The 20,135-nt window shown below is 63.7% G+C and carries 19 protein-coding genes and 1 riboswitch; of the genes, 5 read left to right on the forward strand and 14 right to left on the reverse strand.

Features of this window, described 5'->3' with window-relative positions:
- Nucleotides 1–114: 114 nt before the first annotated feature.
- From XALGPE39_RS06475 to lolA, 3 genes are all read left to right on the forward strand, one after another.
- Nucleotides 115–2,472 (forward strand): DNA translocase FtsK, encoded by a 2,358-nt coding sequence (locus XALGPE39_RS06475; protein ID WP_045727478.1) that lies wholly within the window; start codon nucleotides 115–117, stop codon nucleotides 2,470–2,472.
- 35 nt (nucleotides 2,473–2,507) lie between these two features.
- Complete coding sequence (locus tag XALGPE39_RS06480) at nucleotides 2,508–4,466, forward strand: DUF3857 domain-containing transglutaminase family protein (protein WP_162836125.1); 1,959 nt, start codon at nucleotides 2,508–2,510, stop codon at nucleotides 4,464–4,466.
- Between the two features lie 76 nt (nucleotides 4,467–4,542).
- Nucleotides 4,543–5,169, forward strand: coding sequence for an outer membrane lipoprotein chaperone LolA (lolA, locus tag XALGPE39_RS06485; RefSeq protein ID WP_045727479.1), 627 nt, complete (start codon nucleotides 4,543–4,545; stop codon nucleotides 5,167–5,169).
- A 171-nt stretch (nucleotides 5,170–5,340) separates the two neighbouring features.
- Here the strand turns inward: lolA and dmeF are convergent, their stop codons facing one another.
- Nucleotides 5,341–6,378 carry a CDF family Co(II)/Ni(II) efflux transporter DmeF gene (dmeF, locus tag XALGPE39_RS06490; RefSeq protein ID WP_045727480.1) on the reverse strand — a complete coding sequence of 346 codons (1,038 nt, stop codon included), beginning with the start codon at nucleotides 6,376–6,378 and terminating at the stop codon, nucleotides 5,341–5,343.
- 93 nt (nucleotides 6,379–6,471) lie between these two features.
- Here dmeF and XALGPE39_RS06495 point away from each other — a divergent pair, with 93 nt between their 5' ends.
- Both XALGPE39_RS06495 and XALGPE39_RS06500 read left to right on the forward strand, forming a co-directional pair.
- Nucleotides 6,472–7,845, forward strand: a complete 1,374-nt coding sequence (locus XALGPE39_RS06495; protein ID WP_045727481.1) for a replication-associated recombination protein A — start codon at nucleotides 6,472–6,474, stop codon at nucleotides 7,843–7,845.
- 113 nt (nucleotides 7,846–7,958) lie between these two features.
- Nucleotides 7,959–8,029, forward strand: a riboswitch (Fluoride riboswitch).
- Between the two features lie 80 nt (nucleotides 8,030–8,109).
- The gene (locus XALGPE39_RS06500; protein ID WP_045727482.1) at nucleotides 8,110–9,465 is read left to right on the forward strand and encodes a voltage-gated chloride channel family protein; all 1,356 of its coding nucleotides are present in this window, start codon (nucleotides 8,110–8,112) and stop codon (nucleotides 9,463–9,465) included.
- A gap of 156 nt (nucleotides 9,466–9,621) precedes the next feature.
- On the opposite strand, the gene XALGPE39_RS06505 is transcribed toward XALGPE39_RS06500, so the two are convergent.
- The 13 genes from XALGPE39_RS06505 to XALGPE39_RS06565 form a co-directional block, all read right to left on the reverse strand.
- Nucleotides 9,622–10,278 (reverse strand): cytochrome C biogenesis protein, encoded by a 657-nt coding sequence (locus tag XALGPE39_RS06505; protein ID WP_152624839.1) that lies wholly within the window; start codon nucleotides 10,276–10,278, stop codon nucleotides 9,622–9,624.
- A complete protein-coding gene (locus tag XALGPE39_RS06510; protein WP_045727483.1) occupies nucleotides 10,275–10,730 on the reverse strand; it encodes a cytochrome c-type biogenesis protein in 456 nt (151 codons plus the stop codon). Before XALGPE39_RS06510 ends, XALGPE39_RS06505 begins: the two co-directional genes overlap by 4 nt.
- A complete protein-coding gene (locus tag XALGPE39_RS06515; RefSeq protein ID WP_045727484.1) occupies nucleotides 10,727–11,272 on the reverse strand; it encodes a DsbE family thiol:disulfide interchange protein in 546 nt (181 codons plus the stop codon). Before XALGPE39_RS06515 ends, XALGPE39_RS06510 begins: the two co-directional genes overlap by 4 nt.
- Complete coding sequence (locus tag XALGPE39_RS06520; protein ID WP_045727485.1) at nucleotides 11,269–13,254, reverse strand: heme lyase CcmF/NrfE family subunit; 1,986 nt, start codon at nucleotides 13,252–13,254, stop codon at nucleotides 11,269–11,271. The genes XALGPE39_RS06515 and XALGPE39_RS06520 overlap by 4 nt, the downstream gene beginning before the upstream one ends.
- A gap of 37 nt (nucleotides 13,255–13,291) precedes the next feature.
- Nucleotides 13,292–13,759 (reverse strand): cytochrome c maturation protein CcmE, encoded by a 468-nt coding sequence (gene ccmE, locus XALGPE39_RS06525; protein ID WP_045727486.1) that lies wholly within the window; start codon nucleotides 13,757–13,759, stop codon nucleotides 13,292–13,294.
- Nucleotides 13,743–13,958, reverse strand: a complete 216-nt coding sequence (gene ccmD, locus XALGPE39_RS06530; RefSeq protein ID WP_045727487.1) for a heme exporter protein CcmD — start codon at nucleotides 13,956–13,958, stop codon at nucleotides 13,743–13,745. Before ccmD ends, ccmE begins: the two co-directional genes overlap by 17 nt.
- Nucleotides 13,955–14,767, reverse strand: a complete 813-nt coding sequence (locus tag XALGPE39_RS06535) for a heme ABC transporter permease (RefSeq protein ID WP_045727488.1) — start codon at nucleotides 14,765–14,767, stop codon at nucleotides 13,955–13,957. The genes ccmD and XALGPE39_RS06535 overlap by 4 nt, the downstream gene beginning before the upstream one ends.
- A gap of 10 nt (nucleotides 14,768–14,777) precedes the next feature.
- Complete coding sequence (locus XALGPE39_RS06540) at nucleotides 14,778–16,154, reverse strand: S8 family serine peptidase (RefSeq protein ID WP_235429873.1); 1,377 nt, start codon at nucleotides 16,152–16,154, stop codon at nucleotides 14,778–14,780.
- Between the two features lie 2 nt (nucleotides 16,155–16,156).
- Nucleotides 16,157–16,798, reverse strand: a complete 642-nt coding sequence (locus tag XALGPE39_RS06545) for a hypothetical protein (RefSeq protein ID WP_045727490.1) — start codon at nucleotides 16,796–16,798, stop codon at nucleotides 16,157–16,159.
- A complete protein-coding gene (locus XALGPE39_RS06550; RefSeq protein WP_045727491.1) occupies nucleotides 16,795–17,379 on the reverse strand; it encodes a sigma-70 family RNA polymerase sigma factor in 585 nt (194 codons plus the stop codon). Before XALGPE39_RS06550 ends, XALGPE39_RS06545 begins: the two co-directional genes overlap by 4 nt.
- Nucleotides 17,380–17,442: 63 nt before the next feature.
- Nucleotides 17,443–18,204: a hypothetical protein gene (locus tag XALGPE39_RS06555; protein WP_235429760.1), complete on the reverse strand. Its 762-nt coding sequence runs from the start codon at nucleotides 18,202–18,204 to the stop codon at nucleotides 17,443–17,445.
- A 176-nt stretch (nucleotides 18,205–18,380) separates the two neighbouring features.
- On the reverse strand, nucleotides 18,381–18,779 hold the full coding sequence (locus XALGPE39_RS06560; RefSeq protein WP_045727492.1) for a c-type cytochrome: 399 nt from the start codon (nucleotides 18,777–18,779) through the stop codon (nucleotides 18,381–18,383).
- Between the two features lie 29 nt (nucleotides 18,780–18,808).
- On the reverse strand, nucleotides 18,809–20,107 hold the full coding sequence (locus XALGPE39_RS06565; RefSeq protein ID WP_235429875.1) for a cytochrome C: 1,299 nt from the start codon (nucleotides 20,105–20,107) through the stop codon (nucleotides 18,809–18,811).
- Between the last annotated feature and the right edge of the window lie 28 nt (nucleotides 20,108–20,135).

A 20,135-nucleotide genomic window follows, 5' to 3' on the forward strand; every position in this document is an offset into this window, starting at 1 on the left:
GCGGGCACATTGCTCTTGGTAGGGGAGCGTGACTCAGAGGGCTGCTGCTGAAATTCTGAGTAGAGTCGTTTACTATCAAGCACTAACGGTATATTTCTAAGGTCTGGTTATAGCGTGGCGAAGCAGGTTCCGGAACGCGGTAAATCCCAGGGCGGCAATGCGCCAGCACGCAAGCAGGCCGCCGCTCCCAACCCGCGTCGGCAAAAGCTATGGCGCGATCTGGCACTGATCGCCATTGCGCCATTGTTGCTGTATCTGCTAGCCAGTCTGGCGACATATTCGGTAGCCGATCCAGGGTGGTCGCATACTGGCAGCGTGGTCGCGCCGGTCCACAACATGGGCGGTAGGTTCGGTGCCTGGATCGCCGACATGCTGTTGCAACTGTTCGGCTATGTGGCGTTCCTGCTGCCAGTGGTGATCGGTGCGATTTCCTGGATCGCGCTGTTTGGGATGGACCGCGATGGCGATGATGAGGCCGACCTGGGTCCCGCGTTACGCTTGGTCGGCATCGTCGGTTTGATGATCGCCGCGACCGGATTGCTACACCTGCGCTTATTCGCCGGCGATGTAGGCGTGGCTGGCGGCATCCTTGGCAAGCTGGTGGGCAATTCGCTGGCGGCGGGTTTCGGCGCGCTCGGCGCCAACCTGTTCGTGCTGGTTCTACTGCTGGTCTCGATCACCTTGGCCACCGGCCTGTCCTGGTTCGCCCTGATGGATCGCATCGGCAAAGCGGTGATGACGCTACCGGCGCTGGCCCGGCGTGGCACTCAGCAGGCCAACGAATGGCAGCAGACCCGCGCCATGCGCGAGGAACGCGAGGAAGTCCGCAAGGTCGATGCGGTGCAGCGTGCCAAGCGCGAGCCGGTCAAGATCGAGCCGCCACCGACGCCAGTGGTGGAGAAGAGCGACCGCGCCAAGCGCGAGCAGCAGATTCCCCTGTTCCATGGCACCGGCGGCGATGCGTCGGGCCTGCCGCCGCTGGCCTTGCTGGACGATCCCAAACCCCAGGCCAAGGGCTATTCCGAGGAGACTCTGGAAACCCTATCGCGGCAGATCGAGTTCAAGCTCAAGGACTTCCGTATCGACGCACAGGTGGTCGGCGCCTATCCGGGGCCAGTGATCACCCGCTTCGAGATCGAACCGGCGGCAGGGATCAAGGTCAGCCAGATCAGCTCCCTGGATAAAGACATCGCCCGCGGCCTGTCGGTGAAGTCGGTCCGCGTGGTCGACGTGATTCCGGGCAAGTCGGTGATCGGCCTGGAAATTCCCAACGTCAGCCGCGAGATGATTTACCTCAGCGAGCTGTTGCGTTCCAAGGAATACGACAAATCGACCAGTCCGTTGACTTTGGCGCTGGGCAAGGACATCGCCGGGCGCCCGACCGTGGCGGATTTGGCGCGCATGCCGCATTTGCTGGTCGCCGGCACCACCGGCTCGGGCAAGTCGGTGGCGGTGAATGCGATGGTGCTGAGCCTGCTGTACAAGGCCTCGGCCAAGGAACTGCGGATGCTGATGATCGACCCGAAGATGCTCGAACTGAGCGTCTACCAGGGTATCCCGCACCTGCTGGCACCGGTGGTCACCGATATGAAGGAGGCCGCCAACGGCCTGCGCTGGTGCGTGGCGGAGATGGAGCGCCGCTACAAGCTGATGAGCGCGGTCGGGGTCCGCAACCTGGCCGGCTTCAATAAGAAGGTCAAGGATGCCGAGGAGGCTGGGCAACCGTTGATGGATCCGCTGTTCAAGCCCAATCCGGATCTTGCAGAGGCGCCACGGCCGCTGGACACGTTGCCGTTCATCGTCATTTTTATCGACGAATTCGCCGACATGATGATGATCGTCGGCAAAAAGGTCGAGGAGTTGATCGCGCGTCTGGCGCAGAAGGCGCGTGCCGCTGGCATCCATCTGATCCTGGCGACCCAGCGGCCATCGGTAGATGTGATTACCGGCCTGATTAAGGCCAATATCCCGACCCGGATTGCCTTCCAGGTCAGTTCCAAGATCGATTCGCGCACCATCCTCGACCAGTCCGGTGCCGAAACCCTGCTGGGCCATGGCGACATGTTGTACCTGCCGCCTGGCACGGCGATGCCGGACCGCGTGCATGGCGCCTTCGTCAGTGACGAAGAGGTGCACCGGGTGGTCGAGCATCTCAAGGCCAGTGGCCCGGTCGACTATATCGAAGGCGTGCTCGACGAAGTCCAGATCATGGGCGACGGCACCGTGGTCGGCGCGACGGGCTTGCCCGAAAGCAGCGCAAGCGGTGGCGACGAATCCGATCCGCTGTACGACGAAGCGTTGCGCATCGTCACCGAGACCCGGCGCGCCTCGATCTCCGGCGTGCAGCGGCGGCTGAAGATCGGCTACAACCGCGCTGCGCGGCTGATCGAGGCGATGGAAGCGGCCGGCGTGGTCAGCCCGCCCGAACATAACGGCGACCGCAGTGTGCTGGCGCCGCCGCCGCCGAAGTGAACCGCGCGGCGTTGTTCGCTAGGTCGTTTGGCGCCATGAGGGCGTCTGCCAGCGCCTTGGTGGCCTTGTTGTCGTGCGCAGCATGGCTGCTTGTTGCCGGTGCTGCCGCTGCCGCTACGGTGCAGCCCGCGCCGAAAGCGCCCGTGACCAAGACCGTCAGTACCACGCCGGAAGTTGCCAATAACTACAGTTACGTGCGTTATCGCGCCGACTACGTCGTGGGTGAGGACGCCACGAGCGTGGAAACCGACGAGTACGAGTTGCTGCTCAAAACCAAGGCGGGTGTCGACCAGTTCAGCCAGGTGCGCTTGAGCTATAGCGAAAAGCTGGAGACGCTGGAGGTGCTGACGGCCTATACCATCACCCCCGACGGCATCCGTCACGACGTGCCGGCTGACAAGATCTACACTCAGGAAAGCTATTCCAGCGCCTCGGCGGCGATGTACGCCGATCGCAAGGTCAAGGCCGTGGTCTTCCCGAACCTGATGCCCGGCACGCGGCTGGTGTACCAGATCCGTCGCACCCGGCATATGCCGTACTTCCCTGGTTACTTCAGCCTATGGGAGACTTTCAGCGTGTTCTCCCAGTACGACGACGCCACGGTGACACTGGTGGCACCGCGTCGCATGCCGATGCAGGTGTACACGCGCGGCATACAGGGCAGCAACACGCCGAAGATCGACGGCGAGCATGCGCGCTGGGAATGGCATTACAGCCGCCGCGAGCCGATGAAGAGCCAGAACTGGGCGGCGGCGACCTGGGAGTTCAGCCCGACCATCATGGCCAGCAGCTTCCGTCGCTGGGCACAGATGGCACAAGCCTATCAGCGCCGCAGTGCCGTGGCCGCGCAGGTGACACCGAAGGTCCGCGCGCGTGCCGAGCAGATCACCGCCGGCCTCCACGACCGTCGCGCGCAGGCCGCTGCGCTGTACGAATGGGTGGCGCGCAATATCCGCTATGTGGCGGTGTATCTGGGCAACGGCGGTCTGCAGCCGAACAGCGCCGATAGCATCCTCGACAATCACTATGGCGACTGCAAGGACCACACCGTGGTACTGGAGGCGCTGCTAGCGGCCAAGGGGATTGCCAGTACGCCGGTGCTGATCGGTGCCGAGGGCGGGCCGACCCTGCCGGACGTGCCAGTGCTTGGGCGTTTCAATCATGCCATCACCTATCTGCCCGAATTCAAGCTTTACGTGGACTCGACCAATCCGTATGCACGCTTCGGCCAGTTGCCTGCCAGCGATCTGGGGGTTCCGGTCCTGCACACCGCCGACGGCACCCTCGCGCGGACCCCGCCCAACGATGCCAAGGTCAATCGATACCGTGTCGAGGTCGAATATCGCTTCGCCGCCGATGGCAGCCTCAGCGGAACCACCCATCTGGACAGTGGCGAGATCGGCGAGATCAGCCTGCGCGCAATGTTTGTGCAGCTCAACGCACAAAACCGTAGACGCATTGAGGAGTCTATCCTTGCAGATTCCGGTTTCGATGGCAGCGGCGAACTGCAATTGCAGGGCACACCACAGGATACGAGTCGGCCATTCGGTTATGCCTACCGTTTTCGTGCCGACGACGCGGTTGACTTCAGTGTGGTCGGCGGCATGACATTGCCGCTGATCCCTGGCGCCGATTCGATACGCGCCGCTTACACCACTACTTCGGCGGAGTACAACCTGACCCCGTTCTATTGCAACGATAACGCGCACAGCGAGACCTATCGGCTGACCTTCCCCGATAGCGTGCCGATCATTGCGATTCCGAATGACATGCGTTTCCGTAACGCTGCCGGTGAATACACCGCGAAGTGGGTTCGCGAGGGGCAGACTGTGATCGCCACGCAGACGCTGCACCGACGCGCGATCCATGGTCCGGCCGCGCTGTGCCAGCCGCAGGATTACGTGGCTTTTCGCGAGTTGTACCAGCAGGTTCGGCGTGGTTTCCGCGGGCAGATCCTCTACGGCGACCTGCGCCGGATGCAGACCGCACCCTGAGCGACACGCCACCGTCTGATCGCCGATTCAGCCCCTGCGCCTCACACTTCCCATTCTTCGTCCGGAATCTATCGGTATGTTTTCCACACTCCGCTACACCGTCCTCGCCACCGCCTTGTTGGCCAGCACCGCTTATGCCGGTGCACGCGAAGACCTCACGACCTTCACCCACGGGCTTAAAGGCCTGGACGGTCAGTTCGTACAGAAGGTTTACGACGGCAAAGGCACGCTGAAGGAAAGTTCCAGTGGCCGTGTCGCTCTGTCGGCACCGCGCTTGTTCCGTTGGGAGTACCGCAAGCCGTATAGCCAATTGATCGTGGCCGATGGCAGCAAGGTGTGGGTCTACGATCCAGACCTGAAGCAAGCCACGGTGCGCACGCAAGGGGCCGAAGAGCAGAACAGCCCACTGACTGCGCTGATCGACCCGGGCAAGCTCGATCGCCAGTACGACGTCAGCGAGGAGGCGGTGGCGCGCGATGGACTGCAGTGGTTGACCATGACCCCGAAGGTCGGTACCGAGGCCAACTTTCAGTTAGCCAAGCTGGGTTTCGACGGCAAAGGTCTCGCCAGGATGGAGGTGGTCGACCCGGTCGGCCAGCGCACCGAGATCAGCTTCACTGGCTGGGAGCGTAACCCGCGCTTTGCCACAGGTACGTTTCGCTACGTCCCCGAGAAGGACGTGGACGTGGTCGGCGACCGCTGAGGCGTGCCCGCCCCGTGACTTGCATGCGGCACGTATGCACAGTCGCTAACAGAACGATGGCGTTGCCGCCGGACGGGCGCGGGCAGTGCTCGGAATCCTCATGTGTCCCGTGGGGTTCCTGCGCGCTCCGCGCCTACCCGGCAGCGACTGGTGACGGTTTGTTAGCCACTGTTAGTCGCAACAGGTCTGCACTTCGATGCTGACATGTCCCAACGTCGCAATATCGTGCAGGCGTGCGTGATAGAACGCGACCGGCCGTGGTCGATGGGTCACCAACGACACGATGGCGGCGTGTTGCCCGGGGCCGATCCGCCACACGTGCAGGTCGGCGATGCGTTCGTCGTCCTGTTCCAGGCGTTCGCGGATCTGCGCTTGCAGCGCGGGCGGGGCTGACGCGTCCAACAGCACGGCGCCGGTATCGCGCAGCAGTCCCAGCGACCAGCGTGCGATCACGATGGCACCGACGATGCCCATGAGGGCGTCCGTCCACTGCCAGCCCAAGTATTTGGCCAGCAGCAAGGCGACGATCGCCATCACCGAGGTCAGCGCATCGGCCAGCACATGCACGTAGGCCGAGCGCAGATTGTGGTCGGCATGCGCGTGCGTGTCATGGCCTGCGGCAGCGTGCGCTGCAGGGTGATGCGCGTGGTCGTGATGGTGATGATCATCGTGCCCGTCGTGGGAGTGCTGGTGATCGTGGTGAGAATGATGATGGCCGTGATGATGGCCATGCGCATGATCGTGGTGGTGATCGGCGCCCAGCATCCAGGCACTGAGCAGGTTCACCAGCAGGCCCAGCGCGGCGATCCACAGGGCTTCGTCGTAGGCGATCTGCACCGGCTGTGCCAGCCGCAGCGCCGACTCCACGCCGATGCCGAGTGCGATCAATGCCAGGATCAGCGCGCTGGAAAACCCGGCCAGGTCGCCGACCTTGCCGGTGCCAAAGGTAAAGCGTGGATTGTTCCGGTGCCGTAGCGCGAACCAATAGGCGAAGCCAGCCAGCGACAGGGCACCGGCGTGGGTGGCCATGTGCAGACCATCGGCCAAGAGCGCCATCGAACCGGTCCACCAGCCGGCGACAATCTCCACGCACATCATCGTGGCGGTCAGCGCCACGACTGCCCAGGTGCGGCGCGCATTGCGCTCGTGGCGCGCGCCCAGAAAATTGTGGGAGTGCGTGAATGTATCCAGGGTGCGATGGTGGCTCATGGCGGGATTCGCTAGGCAAGTGTGACTGAGCGACGATTGTAGCCGCATGCCGCTGCCGCGACGCTGCGGCGGTTGCGGCGATAGAATGCGCAGGTGACCAAGCGCAGACGTCTCGCCTCCGATATGCCCGATCTGCTGCGCGTCGATCGCGAAGCGCTGCGGCCTCTGGCCGAACGCATGCGCCCGCAGACGCTCGATGAGATGGTCGGACAGAAGCGTCTGCTGACGCCATCCAGCGCGCTGCGCCGTGCCGTTGCCGCCGGGCGTGTGCACTCGATGATCCTGTGGGGGCCACCCGGTTGCGGCAAGACCACGTTGGCCTTGTTGCTGGCGCACTATGCCGAGGCCGAGTTCAAGGCGATCTCGGCGGTGCTCTCCGGTTTGCCGGACGTGCGGCTGGTGCTGGCCGAAGCCGCGCAGCGTTTCGCCGATGGGCGCCGCACGGTGCTGTTCGTCGATGAGGTGCACCGTTTCAACAAGGCGCAGCAGGATGCGTTTTTACCGCATATCGAGCGCGGCACCATCCTGTTTGTCGGTGCCACCACAGAAAATCCCTCGTTCGAGTTGAATTCAGCGTTGTTGTCGCGTTGCCGTGTGCATGTGCTGGAAGCGGTATCGCCGCAGGACATCGTCGAGGCCTTGCAGCGTGCATTGCACGATGCCGAACGTGGCTTGGGTGCCGAGGCGATCCAGGTATCCGATGCGGCCTTGTTGGAGATCGCCAGCGCCGCCGACGGCGACGTGCGGCGTGCATTGACGCTGCTGGAAATCGCCGCAGAGTTAGCTCAGGACGAGGGCGGCGAAATTACCGCGCAGACCTTGCAGCAAGTGTTGGCTGATCGTACCCGCCGCTTCGACAAGGGCGGCGAACAGTTCTACGACCAGATTTCGGCGCTGCATAAATCGGTGCGTAGTTCCAATCCGGATGCGGCGTTGTACTGGTTGACGCGCATGCTCGATGGCGGCTGCGATCCGGCCTATCTGGCGCGGCGGCTGACGCGTATGGCGATTGAGGACATCGGCTTGGCCGATCCACGCGCGCAGTCGATGGCGCTGGAAGCCTGGGACATCTACGAGCGGCTGGGCAGCCCGGAAGGCGAGCTGGCGTTCGCGCAACTGGTGCTGTACCTGGCCAGTACCGCAAAATCCAATGCGGGCTACGCCGCGTTCAATCAGGCCAAGGCGGAGGTGCGCGAGAGTGGAACCCAGGAAGTGCCGCTGCATCTGCGTAACGCGCCGACCAAACTGATGAAGCAGTTGGGCTACGGTGCGGAATATCAATACGACCACGACACCGAAGGCGGTATCGCCCTGGACCAGACCGGGTTTCCCGACGCGATGGGCGAGCGTGTGTACTACCGGCCAGTGCCGCGCGGGTTGGAAATCAAGCTCAAGGACAAGCTCGACCGGCTGCGCGCCGAGCGCGCACAAGCCCGTGCCGAGAAGGCCAAGCCACCGCGCAGTTGACGCAGTGAACCAGGCGGTGCGTTGCTCTGGCTTGTGCTGCGTATCGGGTGAGTAGGCATGAGGCATCGACCTGCGTTGCCGTGGCTGGACACGTCACGGGCCATCTTCCATACTGCGCCGTAGGAGATGGCGTTCCTCCTTTAACCACCGTGCGATCCGCATGGTTGATGACGCCTACAGTCGCCCGATCAAGTCGGGGCTGTAGGCGCATGCGTCCACATCCCTCGCTTCGGTCGGCCATATCCATTCGTGCGGATACCACCGATGCCTAAATTCCAACGTCCCGAACAATTCGATGTCGTGCCTCATCTGGGCAAATGGCTGCTCATTTCCAGTGTCGTGGGGGGGATGGCAGGCAGTGCCTCGGCACTCTTTTTGTGGTCCCTTGACCGTGCCACGGCTTGGCGCGAAGCACACCATTGGGCGATCTGGTTATTGCCTGTCTCCGGATTCGGCGTCGGTTTGGTCTATCACCTGCTGGGCAAGGCGGTCGATGGCGGCAACAACCTCATCATCGACGAGATCCATGACCCGAAGAAGGTCGTGCCCTTGCGCATGGCACCGTTGGTGCTGGGCGGTACCGTGGTTTCGCATCTGTTCGGTGCCTCGGTGGGGCGCGAGGGAACGGCAGTGCAGATGGGCGCAGCCTTGGCCGACCAACTCACCCACGGATTGCGCATGCGGCGTCAGGACCGGCGCATCCTCTTGATGGCGGGCATCAGCGCTGGTTTCGCGTCGGTATTCGGGACACCGTTGGCAGGCGCGGTGTTCGGCCTGGAAGTGTTGGCGATTGGACGCATGCGCTACGACGCGTTGTTCCCATGTATCGTCGCCGCGATCATCGCCGACCAAGTTTGCTTGGCCTGGGGCATTCATCACACAGCGTATGCGATAGGTCAGTTTGTTCCGGTCGGTGCCGGAAGCGTCATGGCCGTGGTCGCCGCAGGAATCGTGTTCGGTCTGGTCGGCATGCTGTTTGCCACCGCCACGCATTGGCTTGGCGCGTTGGTCAAGCGCACGATTGGTTACCCGCCCTTACGGCCGGCCATTGGCGGCATCGTGATCGCGGCAGCAGTCTGGGCACTCGACGCCTACCATTATGTCGGCCTGGGCATTCCCGATATCGTGCGTTCGTTTCAGCAACCGATGCCGCCGTTGGATTTCCTCGGTAAATTGGTATTTACCGTGACCTCGTTGGGGAGCGGCTTCAAAGGCGGGGAGGTCACGCCGTTGTTCTATATCGGTGCGACGCTCGGCAACGCGTTGGCGCCGCTGCTGCATCTGCCATTTTCGTTGTTGGCCGGGATTGGCTTCGTTGCGGTCTTTTCCGGCGCGGCCAATACGCCGATCGCCACCACGTTGATGGCGATGGAGTTATTTGGCGCCGACATCGCTCCGCTGGCGGCCATCGGCTGCGTCACGGCCTATCTGTTTTCCGGTCACAGCGGGATCTACCGTTCCCAGCGCGTGGGGCATGGCAAATATCGACGCGGTGCGCAGACGCTTGCGCAGGTTGTGCGGATTGCCGGCCTGGCTTCCCGACTGCGTCGCGTTGGACAGTCGCAGCAAACGCCGCCAACCCCGCAGACACAGGAGCGCAACGATGAGCACATGCGATGAATGAGCATGGCAGTGCAACGGCACAGCGCCTGCGGCATGCTGATCGGGATGGTGCGGGCATTCGCCTATCCACACTGGGTGTGGTTGCTGGATGGTGATCTGCTCAAGCCATTTTTCAGTACCGACTCACGGGCGCTCGTGAATCGCCTGAGGCGCTCAAGGGTTGGGCGAGCGGGGCGCGAGTGCTGTGGTGCCGGCCCGCTTCTCTGCAATGGCGATCTTCTGTGCCACTGCTGCACGCAGTGGCGTGGCCTGCGGCAGCAGACGTTGTAGCTGGCGCCAGTACGCGGCGGCTTGCGCGTAGTGTTGTTGCTGGAATGCGGCAATGCCGAGCATCCACAGTGCACGCTCGTTGTCCGGTTGCAGTGCCAGGACCCGTTCGAGCCTGTCGCGCGCTATCGTGACGATGGCGAAATCGGGGCGTTGTGCCATGTCTGCTTCGACCCAGCCGAGTAAGGCGTCGATATTGTCCGGGGCGAGTTGCAACGCTTGCGCATAGGCTTGCGCTGCGTCGGCGTGGCGTTGTGCCTGCTGTGCGTCCCACCCTTGTTGCAGCAGAGTGGCTAGCGTCTTCTGGACACCTGATGAAGGCATGGCGGACGCTGCCGGTTGCAGCGGCACGCCAGCCAGTGCGCCGGGATCGCCGATGGACCAGTACACGCTTGCGCCAAGCATGGGCAAGGCGATGGTCAGCACGGCGGCGCTCGCATAGTGCGCACGCCTACCATCGCCACGGGCCAACAACGGACGCAACACGGCGGCCAGGGCAATTCCGAGCATCGTGGCGACTGTCAGCAGGAAAATCGCGATCACCAGCCATCCTCCGCTTCCGGCTGCGCTGCGCCTGCATCGGGCCCATGTCGGCGCTGTCGCAGTGTCGCCACGACCATGCCAGCGCCTGCGACCAACAACAGGGCCGGCCCGAACCACAGCAGCCAGGTGGCCGGTGCCAGCGGCGGGTCGTACAGCACGAAGTCGGAATAGCGCGCCACCATGTACTGTTTGATCTGTGCATCGCTACGCCCTGCTTGCAACTGCGCGAACACTTGATGGCGCAGGTCACGCGCCAGTGGTGCGTCAGAGTCGGCAAGGTTTTCGTTCTGGCAGACCAGACAGCGCAGTTGCGTGGTCAACTGCTGAAAGCGTTGCTCCTGCGCGTGATCTTTGAACGGCAGGGGATCCACCGCCTGAGCGAAGCTTGGCAGGCTGCAGGCGAGCCACAACAGTGCCAGCAACAGGCACCAGCGCAGGCGCAAAGCGTTCATCGCCGCTCCTCCGCAAGCAGCGCTGCGATGGCTGGGCGGAGTTCTTCGGCGAGCACCGCCTGGGTCAGGACGCCGACGTATTTGTAGCGCACCACACCATGTGCGTCGATCAGAAAGGTCTCTGGCGCGCCGTAGACGCCGAGGTCGATCGCCTGCTGGCCGTCTTCGTCGAGCAACACCAGCGCATACGGGTTGCCGCGTTGTGCAAGCCAGGCTGCCGTGTCGCGCGGATTGTCCTTATAGGCGTATCCGATCAAGGTAATGCCAAGCTTAGGTGCCTGCGCCATCAGCAGCGGATGCTCCTCGTTGCAGGCCATGCACCAACTGCCGAAGACGTTGAGCAGATATGGACGACCGCGTAGCGCGGCGCTGCCACTTTTTTCAGTGGGACGGTCCAGGCGCGGCAGCGAAAATGCGGGCACCGGCTTGCCGAGCAACGGCGATGGCAGTGCGCGTGGATCGTGGGTGCGGCTCCACCATAACCCGACTCCGAACAGGATGACCAACAGCAGGAAACCCAGTAGCGGCAGCACACGGCTCATGGCGTCGCCCCCATCGTCTGCGCCGTGCTGCTCGCGAGGGCTGCTGTTGCTGTGTTTTCATCGTGCCGTGCACGCAGCCGGCGCGCGCCAGCGCTGACGAAGCCGCCGAGCATCATCAGCAGGCCGCCTGCCCAGATCCAGCGGATGTAGGGCTTGTCGTACAGGCGCACGGTCCAGCCGTATTCGATGTGCTGGTCGTCCAGCGGCTCGCCCAGGGCGACATAGAGATCGCGCACAATGCCGGCGTCGATCGCCGCCTCGGTCTGGATCCGTTCGCTGCTGTACAAGCGTTTTTGCGGATGCAGCACCGCCACCGTGGCGCCATCGCGTAGCACGGTCAGCGTGCCTTGTTCGGCTTTCCAGTTGGGGCCGTCGAGCAGGCGCACGCCATCGAAGCGGAAATCGTAGGCACCGATGCGGGTGCTTTGTCCTGGATCCAGGCGCACGTCGCGCTCCACCGAGAGACTTTCCGACAGCAACACGCCTGCGACGAATACCGCCACGCCGATATGGGCCAGCAGCATGCCGGTCATCTCTGCCGGAAAACGGCGGCCGCGTGGTGCCTCGCGCCAGCGCGTGTAGGCATACAGGACCGTTCCCACGCCGACCCATGCCGCCGCCGCAACGCCGAGCACCGCGCGCAGGGTGCCGGCCGTCAGCAGCCAGGCCAGCAGTGCGCAGCCCAGTGCGGCCAGGCCGGCGCGTGTGGCCACCGCGCGTAGCGCGCCGGGTTCGGTGCGACCCCAGCGCAGATAAGGACCGAGTGGCATGAGCAGTACCACTGGCAGCATCAACAACGGGAACAGTAACCCGAAGTAGGGCGGTCCCACCGAGATCTTGCCCAGCCGCAGCACTTCGCCGAGCAGTGGGAACAAGGTGCCGAGCAGGACCATCGCCGCGGCCACGCTCAACATCAGATTGCCGACCAGAATCGCGGTTTCCCGCGACAGCGCGGTAAACGGTTTACCTGCCGCCAGCCGTGGCGCGCGGAATGCGTACAGCAGCAGCGAGCCGCCGACTGCCAGTACCATGAAACCGAGAATGTACAGGCCGCGACGCGGATCGGCGGCGAAGGCGTGGACCGAGGTCAGCACGCCGGAGCGGACCAGAAAGGTCCCCAGCAGCGACAACGAAAATGCCATGATCGACAGCAGCAACGTCCAGGCACCGAGCGCACCGCGCTTTTCGGTCACCGCCTGGGTATGGATCAGCGCAGCGCCGACCAGCCATGGCATGAAACTGGCGTTCTCCACCGGGTCCCAGAACCACCAGCCGCCCCAGCCGAGTTCGGCATAGGCCCACCAACTGCCGGCGACGATGCCAGCGGTGAGGAAGCCCCAGGCGACGTTAGTCCACGGGCGCGCCCAGCGCACCCAGGCCTGCTGCTGTTCGCCGCCCAGTAGCGCGGCGATGGCGAAGGCAAAGGCGACCGAGAAACCGACGTAGCCGGTGTAGAGCACCGGCGGGTGAAACACCATGCCGGGGTCCTGCAACACCGGATTGAGCTCGCTGCCGTCGCGTGGCATCGGCGAGAGTCGTGCGAACGGATTGGAGGTGAACAGGACGAAGGCCAGAAAGCCACTGGAGACCAGTCCCAACACAGCGAGCACGCGTGCGGCGAAAGCTTCCGGCAGGTGTCGTCCGCTCCACGCCAGCGCCACCGTCCACAGGTTGAGGATGGCGATCCACAGCAACAGTGAGCCTTCGTGTGCACCCCACACCGCCGCCAGACGGTAGTACCAGGGCTGCGCCAGATTGGCGTTGGCGGCCACGTAGCGCACCGAGAAATCCAGGCGCCATAGCGCATACGCGAGCAGCGCGAAGGCCAGCCAGGCGAACCCGGCCTGCGCATACGCCGCTGGCCGCGCCACTGCCATCCAGGCGCGCTCGCCGCGCCAGGCGCCGAGCAGCGGCAGTACGCCTTGCACAAGCGCCAATAGCAACGCCAGGATCAATGCGCACTGGCCCAGTTCGGCACTCATCGCGGCACCATGACGTGGTGCGCGGCCATGTGTAGGCTCATGGGTGCGGCGTGACCACGCTGGTGCCGCTGTGCGGGTGCGCGGCGTGGGCCTGGGCCATGGCGTCCTTCAGTTCCTGCGGCATGTAGGTCTCGTCGTGCTTGGCTAGCACTTCGGTCGCGACGAAACCCGCGCCTTGCATCGAACCGGTGGCGATCACCGCCTGGTTATCGCGGAACAGGTCCGGCAGGATGCCGGTATAGGTCACGGTCGTGGCACCGGCTTTGTCGATGACAGTGAAGTCCACACGCAGGGAATCGGTGCTGCGTCGGATCGAACCGGCCTTGACCATGCCGCCGAGACGGAACACACGATAGCCTTTCGCCGCACCGGCCTGTACCTGGCTCGGGGTGAACAGGTAGCTGATATTGTGTTGCAGGGCCAGGACGAACAGGCCGCTAGCCAGGGTCGTCGCACCGAGCAATAACAGGACCAGCAGCAAGCGACGTTTACGGGTGGGATTCATCGTGTTGCCAGGTGCCGACGGAGGCGCCGCGTGCGCGGCGGGCGTGTTCGCGCATGACATGCGCGCGGGCGGCGGCGAGCAGGCGGCGTTGCCGCACGCGCGGCAGCACATAGTCCATCACTAGCACCAGCAGTGCCAGTGCGTAGGCGGTCCATACGTAGACGGCATAGCCGCCCATGGCCCAGAAGCCGCTGTTCATTGCGCATGCTCCGGTATCGACATCGACAAATGCGCATTGGCCGGCAACCGTGACGACGGGTGTGCGGCCATGGCGATCGTGCGCACCCAGGCTTTGCCACACTCCAGCGCCAATAGATCGTTGCGCATGCGTGCCAGTAGGCTGGCCAGGTAATAGCACTTGCTTGCCAGCATCGCAGTCAGCAGCGGCCACAACATGGATAGGGGCATCGTCGAGGGGCCGAGAACACGCACCGTAGAGCCTTGATGCAGCGTATTCCACCATATCACGGAGAAATGCACGATCGGCAGATTCAGCAGCCCGACCAGCGCCAGCAGCGCCGCGGCGCGCGCGCCCTGACGTGGATCGTCGATGGCGCGGTGCAAGCCGATCACGCCCAGATACAGAAACAGCAGCACCAACTCGGAGGTCAGCCGTGCATCCCAGGTCCACCACGCGCCCCACATCGGTTTGCCCCACAGTGAGCCGGTGCACAGGGTGATGAAGGTGAATGCCGCGCCGATCGGGGCCGAGGCCATGCACGCCACTTCCGCCAGCTTGATCCGCCACACCAGCGCGATGAATCCGCTCACGCCCATGGCGGCGTAAACGAACAGGCTCATCCAGGCGCAAGGCACGTGTACGAAGATGATGCGATAGGCGTCATGCTGCTGATAGTCCGGTGGTGCCAACACCAGGCCGCCGTAGAGGGCGATGGCGCCAAGCACGACGGCCGCGCCAAGGCTCCAAGGTCGCACACGACCGGCCACGCGGAAGAAGGTCGGCGGTGACGCCAACCGGTGCAACCACGCCGGAATCCACGAGGTCATGGCGCAGCACTCACTGAACGCTGCGGCGGATGCCGGGCAGGGCTTGCACCGCCGCGGCCGCATCCACTTGCAGCAAGCCATCGCGCTGCTGGCTGGTACGCAGTAGTAAGTCATGCACGCTGCGCGCGTCCAGATGTGGCGAGAGCGCCAGCAGCAACGCGACCACGCCACTGACGTGCGCGGTGGCCATCGACGATCCGGAGGTGAAGTCGTAGCCGCCGTCGGGTTGGGTGGTGAGGATGTCCTGCCCAGGCGCGCTCAGCACTCCCGGTGGTGCCGTCGTGGTCGCACTGCTGCGGACCACGATGACCCCGGGCGTGTTGTCGGGAAAGCCGTTCATGCGCCCGTCCGGCGGCATCGCCGCGACCACGATGCGGCCCTGTCGCAGCAGTTGTTCCAGCAGTTTGCGCAGCAGTGGGTCGGCGGGTCCGCCCAGGCTCAGGTTGACGATGCGTGCGGGGGTATCGCCGATTGCCGCCAGCGCCTTGGCCAGAGTGAAGGAATTGCAGCCAGCACCAACGCCGGGTTGTTGCGGATACCAGCAGGCTTTGTACACGTCCAGCATCGCCTTGGGGGCCATGCCGACGATGCCCAGATGGTTGTTGCTTCCAGCGCCGATGATGCCTGCCACTTCGGTGCCATGGTGATCGCGGTTGAACGCGGTGGGATCGGCGGCGACCAGGTCGCGCACGTTGCGTAAGCGTCCATACAGGTCCGGATGGGCGGTATCCACGCCGGTGTCGACGATTGCCACGTCAACGCCCTGGCCCTGGCTCAACACCTGCGCGGCGGCGGCGTTGGTAGTGACGAAGCCGCGTTGCATGTCCACGTAGGGATCGTTGTAGCGTAGCGCCTGTGGCGAGGAAGCGGACTTTGGTGAGGAAGCGGACTTTGGTGTCGGCGCTGGCGCAGTTGCGGCTGCGCTTGGATCTGCATAGGTACCGAATTCCTGCAGCGGCTGCGATAGCGCGACGCGCTCGTCCTTGGCCAGTTGTGCGAGCAGTGCCGCACGGTCGCTGCCGGGTGCAGGTTCCAGCACCACGCAGTACAGGCCCAACGCCTTGATCGGCCAACCGGCGACCTGGCGTAGGCCGTAACGGCGATTCAACGCCTCCAGCGTGGCGACCGCCTGGGTGCCGGCGCCGTAGTAGCGCGCCGAAGCGTAGCCGAGCAGATCCGAGCCAGCATGGCGGCTCGGCGCGGCCATCGGGTTGGCGACGGCAAGGACGATCTGGCGCTGGCTGTCCAATGCCGGTGACGGGTCCTGATGCGGCAGTAGTGGGGCATTGCTGGCGTGGGCCGTGCCGGTGAGCGCGCCGGGTGCGCTGTGCGCACAAGCGGCGAGGATCAGGCAGGTCGCCAGCAAGCTGACGAGACGTAGGCGGATGGTCATGGCGCGGAAATCGGTTCCGCTAAACGGATGCCGGTGCTGGCCCGCAACTGCTGCACGTTACGTTGTGTCTGTGCCGCGGTGTTTGCCTGCGCCGGTGCCACTGTATAGCCGCCAGCGCCATTGGGGCCGTCGATCACACGCAACTGTAGCTTGTGCAGCAGGGCGTCCCAGTCGGCCAGGGCCATGCGTGCGTCCGGCACCACCCGGATCGCCCCGGTGGCCACTGGCGGCGCGGTATCGCTGAGGGTGCGGTAGACGCTGCCGCGGTCGTGATCGGTCGACAATCTGACGCCAAGCACGCCCAGGCCGACAGCCTGCAAGAGGGCCGCTGCGACCAGTGCCCGTGTGGTCCAACTGGAGCGCGGACGCAGCGCTGGCTGTTGCGGTACTGGCGTATCCAACTGTTGCAGCAGGCGTTGCAGGCCGGCTTCGGCGTCCACGGGTACATCGCTGGGCAGCGACATCGCCATACGCAAGCGGCTCTGCTGCGCGAACTCGGCGCTACAGAAACGGCACTTGGCCAAGTGTGCCACCAACCATTCGTTTTGTTCTTCCGTCGCACTGCCTTGCAGCACCCACGGCATGAGATCCCAGGCATGTGTGCATTCGTTGCCTGGTTCGTTGCAGCTTGTTTTCATGAAACGCTCCCCGTCAGCGTTGACGTGTCGCCGGCCAATCCCGGCAATACATTGCGAAGCTTGACTCGCGCATGGAAGAGGCGAGCCTTGATGGTGCCCACCGGGCACTGCATGATCGCCGCCACCTCTTCCAGCTTGTGGCCCAGGCCGTACACCAGCTCCACCACCAGGCGCTGGTCGGTCGATAGACGTTCCAACCCTTTGCCTAGCCAGTCGCGCAATTCGCGATCTTCGTCCGGATCCGCTGCGGTGACGTGGTCCTCGGCGTTGGTGTCGTCGTCGATGGCGTCATCGCAGTGGTGGCGAATCGCCTTGAGTCCGCAGCGGTAGGCGATGCCCATGATCCAGGTCGAGACTTGCGAGTCGCCGCGAAAATCGCGGGCTTTTTGCCACACGATCCAGAAGCAATCGTTGATGGCTTCTTCGATGATGTCCGGGCGCCGGGTCAACCGCGATAGGAACCGGCACAGACGCCCATGGTAGGCGCGATACAGACGCGCCAGCGCATCGCGGTCGCTGGCCGCCATACGCTGCAGCAGCATGCGGTCGGTGGCATCGCCGAGTAGATCGTTGTCGTTCATGGGGGAGGACTTGGCAACGGACACACGTATGTGTGGAAGTGGGAAGGAAAGGTTGCACCGGGATCAGAAACTGCGTGAGACGCTGGCCACCCAGGGCCATAGGCCGTGGTCTGGGTAGCCAGTATGGGAGTTGCTGAATATTCGGTTCAGTTCCACGTTCCAGTGGCCGGTGGTGTAGATCAGCCCGGCGTGTCCGTAGTTGTAGTGCGATGTGTGTTCCATTCCATAAATGGCCGCTGGCGCCTGACTGACGCCGATCCCGGCCGACAACGACAGCGCACCGATCAATGGCTGGTGTGTGCTCAGGTCGGCGGCACCGTACCAGCGCTGCCTCAGGCCGTTGTCGGGCATCTGGAACGCGGCCAGGGAAATGCTCAGGCGGTCGCGGTAGGTCCAGCCGAGGCTGGCCTCGTTGCGGTTGAACATCCGGTTGATGCGATTGGTGGGATAGCTGTAGCGCAGGACCTCGACCTGCATCTGCCAACTGTCCGACAGGGTCCAGTTCCGCGACACTCCAGCGGTGACCATCAGGATCTTGCCCGGGGCGTTCAACGCGGAGCTGGCCGAGACGCTCACCGACCAGTCCGGAGCGGGCAGCCAGAACAGCGTGCCTTGCAGGACGCTGGTATCGCGGGTCAGTGCAATGCCGCGATCAACCAGTTGCGAGCTGAGCCCGGCGGCACCACCGAAATCGCTCGCAGCGGCCACGTCGGATATCGATGCGGTCGCGATGGTCAGCGCCAGTAGAGGTCCGGCGGCCTTAAGCTGCGGTGCCAGCCAATGTCCCACGAACGGGATGGCGACCTGCAAGAACCTGTTCAGCATGCCTGAGCAGGCCTGCGGCAATCTAGGACAAGGACAACGGCGTGGGTAAAAACGCTAACGAAAACGGGACTGGAGTGCACGGGGGGCTCGATGCTCGCAGGTCAGGGCTTCCAGCTTGGCACGGCACGATGGCCGGCCAAGCCGGCCACCGAATATGACCTGATCGCGCAGCGACTTCAATGCAGGCTGTGCAGATAAGAGATCAACTCCTGTAATTGTTTTTCGTCGTCGAGTCCGTCGTACTTCATCTTGGTGCCTGGCAGTGCCTTGGACGATGTTTGTGACAAGTAGCTGTGCAGCTTCTCGTCGCTCCAGGTCCACTGGCTTTGCTTCATGGCGTCGGAATAGTTGAAATCCGGCACGCTGCCGGCACGACGTCCGGCCACTCCGAACAGGCTGGGGCCTTTCTTGTTCTTGCCAGCGGTGGCGCTGTGGCATTCGGCGCACTCGCTGGCGAACACGCCAGTGCCAGGTGGGCCGCTGCCGGCATGTGCGGCGGGTACAAGGACCAGGCTCAGCGGCAACAGAGCGACGATCAGGGTGCGCCACAGCGCGATGGTGTTGGCCGGTTTCATGATGAATGAGGTTCTGGGCATGAGGGAGATCAGAAGGCAAGGCTCAGCGACAAGGCGAACTGGCTGAGGTCACCCGGGCGGGTGGGTGGCAGCGCCCCGAAAATATTACCTGTGGTGCCGTTGAACTTGCTGAAACGGAACCAGCTTGCCGATAGGCGCAGGTTGGAGATCGAAGAGAACGAATCGTCCTTACCGAATGGCGCCCAATAGGCGACGACCAGATTGCTTGTGGTGTCCGGGGCGCCATACGGGCGATAGCGGAACGGATCGTTCGAGCCGGTGTTGATGAAGTGCGCCAGCAGCAGGCCGTAGGTTTGCTGGTAGGCGTAACTGAGGCTGACCGATTGGTCATGGATGCTGGCGCGGCGCGCGCTGCTCAGGCCGGGGGTGGTCGGGTCGAACAGCGTACTGCCGTAGCGGCGGCGCTCGTAGATGTCGAGATAGCCGAGTTTGAGCACGTGTTCGCGGGTACCCAGGAACTGGTAGTTCAGGTCGTAGCCCAGGTCGGTGTAGGTGTCGCGCGGGCCGGTGTCGCGTGGCAACTGGAGGTGGGTCGTCAGGGCGATCACGCCGGCGGAGAAGAACTGTTTTTTCAAGTCCTTCATGTAGCTCAGCCGCAGGTAGCCGGTATCGCTGAGCTTGCCTGGATCGCCACCGATGTCGTAACCCAGTTTGTCCTGGGTGGACACGGGCAGCGCGGTGTAGGTGCCGACCTCGCCATACCAATTGCGATCGTAGAGACCGTAGACAGTGGCGCCAATCACCCGGTTGGACAACGCGGATTGGTTGAGCAAGGTGGTCGAACTGGGGTATGCGGATGCCGGGCCGAGGCCGGAGGCATTGGGCAGCATGCCGATCGGATCCTGGCTGCCGGGATTGTTGTTGACGCTCACGCCCACCAGCGCGTCCTTGCCGCCGACCTGGAAGGTCTTGGCGACGGCGCGCAGATCCACGTTATCCAACTTGGTGGTGTATTTGTTGTTGCCGTTGTTGGTGGTGCTGACTTCGATATAGCCACCGACGTTGTCGGTGATGCGGCCCGCCAGATACAGGTTGGCTGTGCTTAAGCGCGCAGGGCTTGGGCCGTGCTTGGGCACGCTTTGGGTCGCGGTGAGTTCCGCGGAGACAGGAATCTTGGTGCCTTTGCCGTCGCTGTCGGTAAAACCGCTCATCTTGAAGCGAATGCCGTAGGGAGTCAGTGCCGGACCATAGGAGCCGATGTGGCAGTCCGCGCACGAGGAGCCTGTCTGCCGCGCGAAGGCCGGAACCGCTGCCGCACGTGGGCTAAGCACCAGTAAAAGCGAGCCGAGCGCTGACCACAGCAACATTTGCTCGGCGCCGCGTGTCCTGTCGTGA

Origin of the sequence: Xanthomonas sp. GPE 39 (genome assembly GCF_000963005.1) — a bacterium.
Lineage (GTDB): Bacteria > Pseudomonadota > Gammaproteobacteria > Xanthomonadales > Xanthomonadaceae > Xanthomonas_A.